The organism is Alloprevotella sp. oral taxon 473 str. F0040 (assembly GCF_000318095.2).
Classification (GTDB): Bacteria; Bacteroidota; Bacteroidia; order Bacteroidales; family Bacteroidaceae; genus Alloprevotella.
The window spans coordinates 6,998-10,201 of sequence record NZ_KB290706.1 but is presented as its reverse complement, the minus strand read 5'-3'; the positions used below and the strand labels follow the sequence as shown (position 1 = coordinate 10,201).

Below are 3,204 nucleotides of genomic sequence, written 5' to 3'. Positions count from 1 at the left end.
TCCCCACTCCTCTCTAGCAGGTGAGTGGGGATTTATTTTATCTAATGTCTAATTGCTAACGTCTAAAATCTAATGTCTAATAATGACTAACCTCTAAAACCTCCGACATTTCAGAGAAAAAGTCGGACATTTTCGGAGAAAACTCTCACATTTGTTCTAGAATCTCCGACATTTTTGGAGATTTCTCCGACTATCCAACACTCTCACTCCCATTGCAGACGGCAGAAGGAACTTCTCAAGAGAGAGTTAGACAAAACAGGAGCTCGACAAGAACTCCCATTACAAAAGACTATTGTATTTTTGCGCTCGCTGGTTGACTCTACGGCTGACTCTACACCACGACAAAAACTCAATTTTTCTACCCCGAAAGTTGAGTTCTACAAAAGAATTAACTAAATTTGCACTTACTCGTTGACTCTACCCTTCTGCGAAAATATCACTCATTCTTTCAATTTTTCTCTTGATTATTTGGCTGTCTGTTTTTGTCTTATTTTTGTCGTCGAAAGGATTTACTTTTTATTATATCCTTTTCATCTTCTAGTATTCCTTCCAAACATTCAACGTATGGAAAAACTCAACAATCAAGAGCTTTCTGCCATCAAGGGTGGCAAAAAAGAAGATGAGGGAGGAGCATCTCTCATCGGCATTGGTGGAATTGGTGATGGTGTACCACATAACGCTTACCTCCGCATCTTTACTTTCAAGATTCGTTTACCTTGGTGGTAAATCCTAGGGTAGCCCAGAGTAGCTTACACTTCTCTGGGGCTATTCTTAAAAAACTTCTATCTATGTTCCGATTACTCATATATTCTCTCTGCACCCTCTACTCTCTCAGCCTTTCAGCGCAGCGCAAAGTCCATGTGATTGATGCAACAACGCTACTTCCTATTGAAAACGTAGTCGTTACCGATGCACAATTAGGGAAAGTTTTGGGGATTACTCCCAAAAACGGCCTCTTTCTCTCCACTTCTCAGTTCAAAAAGCTGAGCTTCTCGCACTTGTCCTACCAACCTTTGGCTGCACCTGTCGCAGATACCGTTCGCCTCGTCCCACGCGATTACAACATTGCCCCAACGGAAGTCACGGCAAAGGCTGCAGACTACTACAGATTGCGCGCTGTCGTGCGTTCTTATCAGTATGTAGACAGCATTCCTGTGAACTTCGTGGATGCCGTCTTGGACTTTTACGTCAATGGCAAGGGCAATAAGTTGGAATATCGTGTACTTAAACTAGATGCTTACAAAGACAAAGCGCGCATTCGTGAGAACAATCTCAACAGAAGCAAGGTAGAAGTGGATGACAATGGCCTATTGGATTGGGTGAGCGCACAACATATCTCAACTAATAATGCCTATTAGGGAAGTCTTAGCTGATTGATATTGATGAGGAGTGGGGAGTGGGAGGTAGAAGAGAATTCTGTACGCTCACCGCAGATATGGTTTCTGATTTGGTGGGTATTGCGGTTTTGTGCGTTTCTACCCATCGTCGGCACACGGACAAGGAAGTAACAAATGTCGAGCAGAAAGGGAGATAGACGTTAGACATTAGAGGGTAGACGTTAGAAGGCTCGCGCGGATGGACTAGAACAACTAGAAAGACTAGCTCTCCTAGGAATCGAGCCACTCCGTGGCGAGCGGAAAAGGGTTCGCGACCCTCTAACCTCTAATGTCTAATCTCTAACGGCAAGAACCGTTTGAACCATTCTGCAAGGGGGGATGGGCAACTAAGCAACCCATTATTGTATTGCAGATTGAGAAAAGAAAATCGAATGCGATGTTTGGGTTGGTATTTTTCAGTATATACAGACAAACTCCGCCCACTAACACATTGCTCGGCTTTGACTTCAACAGGGATGATGTCTTCTCCCTGCTGAATGACAAACTCAATTTCTGCTCTGCTATCGGGCGACCAATAATGTGGCACATCATCCTGCATCTGTGGCATCAAGGACTGCAAAACTGCATTCTCTGCCATACTCCCTTTGAACTCCGTGTAGTTGGCAGTAGCGTTCAGCACAACCGTTGCCGGCAACTTAGCCAAACGACGCAACAATCCGCAATCACAAGCATAGACTTTGAATGCCGTTGGGTCTTCATAAGCAGAGACAGGCAAGGCGGGTTTGGTGATATTAAACGTCCGATATATCATGCCTGCATCTTCCAACCATAGCAACGCATCTTCGTAATCTTTGGAGCGCGCCCCTGGTTTCACCACCTTATAAATAAATTTGCGATTCTCCTTTGCCAATTGCGACGGAAGAGAGTGCCAAATGGCATGAATGCGTGGAATCTCTTTGGTGGTGGCATACTTGGCAAAATCAAGCTCGTAAAGGTCGAGAATGTCTTGCAATACATGTTCCACCGTTTCCATACCTTTATTATCGAGCAAACTAATAACAGCTTCGGGCATACCTCCACACACCAAATAGCGTCGGTATTCGGTCTTCAACTTATTGAAAATAATCTCTGGCAAATGCTCTGCCTGCTGCAAGCCTTCTACGTATTCAAATAATTTGTCATCAGCCGACCGCAAAAATTCCCGAAAAGAAATGGGATACATTCGCAGTATACGCACCTTGCCCACAGGAACAGTCATGCTTTTTTTCTTCACAGCGACTCCCAACAAACTCCCAGCAGCAATGATGTGATACTCGGGAGCGTCTTCGTAGAAGTATTTCAGACTGTTGAAGGCTTCCTCACATTCTTGTATCTCATCAAAGATGATGAGTGTTTTGCCTGCTATGATAGGAACTTCCGTATAGAGTGATAACTCTTTGAGGATGCGTGCAGGACTTTTAGACGTTTGAAAAACACTCTTGAGTTCGGGCTGTCGGTCAAAATCAAACTTTGCACAATGCTCAAAAGCCACTTCGCCAAAGGTTTCCATCGCCCAAGTCTTACCAATCTGCCTTGCTCCTTTCAAGAGAATGGGCTTCCTTTCTGCCTCGTCTTTCCATTGTAGGAAGATGTCCATTATATCTCTTCTAATCTTCATGCGCCTATTTTAAGTGCAGAAAAATGCTGTATAAAACATTTTTCTGCGGTTATGATTGCAAATTTAGTGATTTTATGGAAAGAAGACGAAGATTGTTTGAGATTTCTTGCGCTAACCCCTAACGTCTAAGCAGAGCCCGAGGCGAGCGCAACGCAGTGAAGCCGAGCAGAAAGGGGGATAGACGTTAGACATTAGAGGGTAGACGTTAGA

Annotated in this window: 3 protein-coding genes; 2 read left to right on the top strand and 1 reads right to left on the bottom strand. The window is 44.1% G+C overall.

Features of this window, described 5'->3' with window-relative positions; all coding sequences use genetic code 11:
* Positions 1–564 precede the first annotated feature (564 nt).
* Complete coding sequence (locus HMPREF9999_RS10140; protein ID WP_009436392.1) at positions 565–726, top strand: bacteriocin; 162 nt, start codon at positions 565–567, stop codon at positions 724–726.
* A gap of 62 nt (positions 727–788) precedes the next feature.
* Positions 789–1,358: a hypothetical protein gene (locus HMPREF9999_RS01180; RefSeq protein ID WP_044062860.1), complete on the top strand. Its 570-nt coding sequence runs from the start codon at positions 789–791 to the stop codon at positions 1,356–1,358.
* Positions 1,359–1,662: 304 nt separating this feature from the next.
* Here HMPREF9999_RS01180 and HMPREF9999_RS01175 read toward each other — a convergent pair whose 3' ends face one another.
* Positions 1,663–2,994, bottom strand: coding sequence for an ATP-binding protein (locus HMPREF9999_RS01175; protein WP_009436389.1), 1,332 nt, complete (start codon positions 2,992–2,994; stop codon positions 1,663–1,665).
* Positions 2,995–3,204 lie beyond the last annotated feature (210 nt).

Excerpts from the sequence above, each read along its gene's own strand:
- HMPREF9999_RS10140 (WP_009436392.1), top strand. The coding sequence starts at position 565 with ATGGAAAAACTCAACAATCAAGAGCTTTCTGCCATCAAGGGTGGCAAA.
- HMPREF9999_RS01175 (WP_009436389.1), bottom strand. The coding sequence starts at position 2,994 with ATGAAGATTAGAAGAGATATAATGGACATCTTCCTACAATGGAAAGAC.
- HMPREF9999_RS01180 (WP_044062860.1), top strand. The coding sequence starts at position 789 with ATGTTCCGATTACTCATATATTCTCTCTGCACCCTCTACTCTCTCAGC.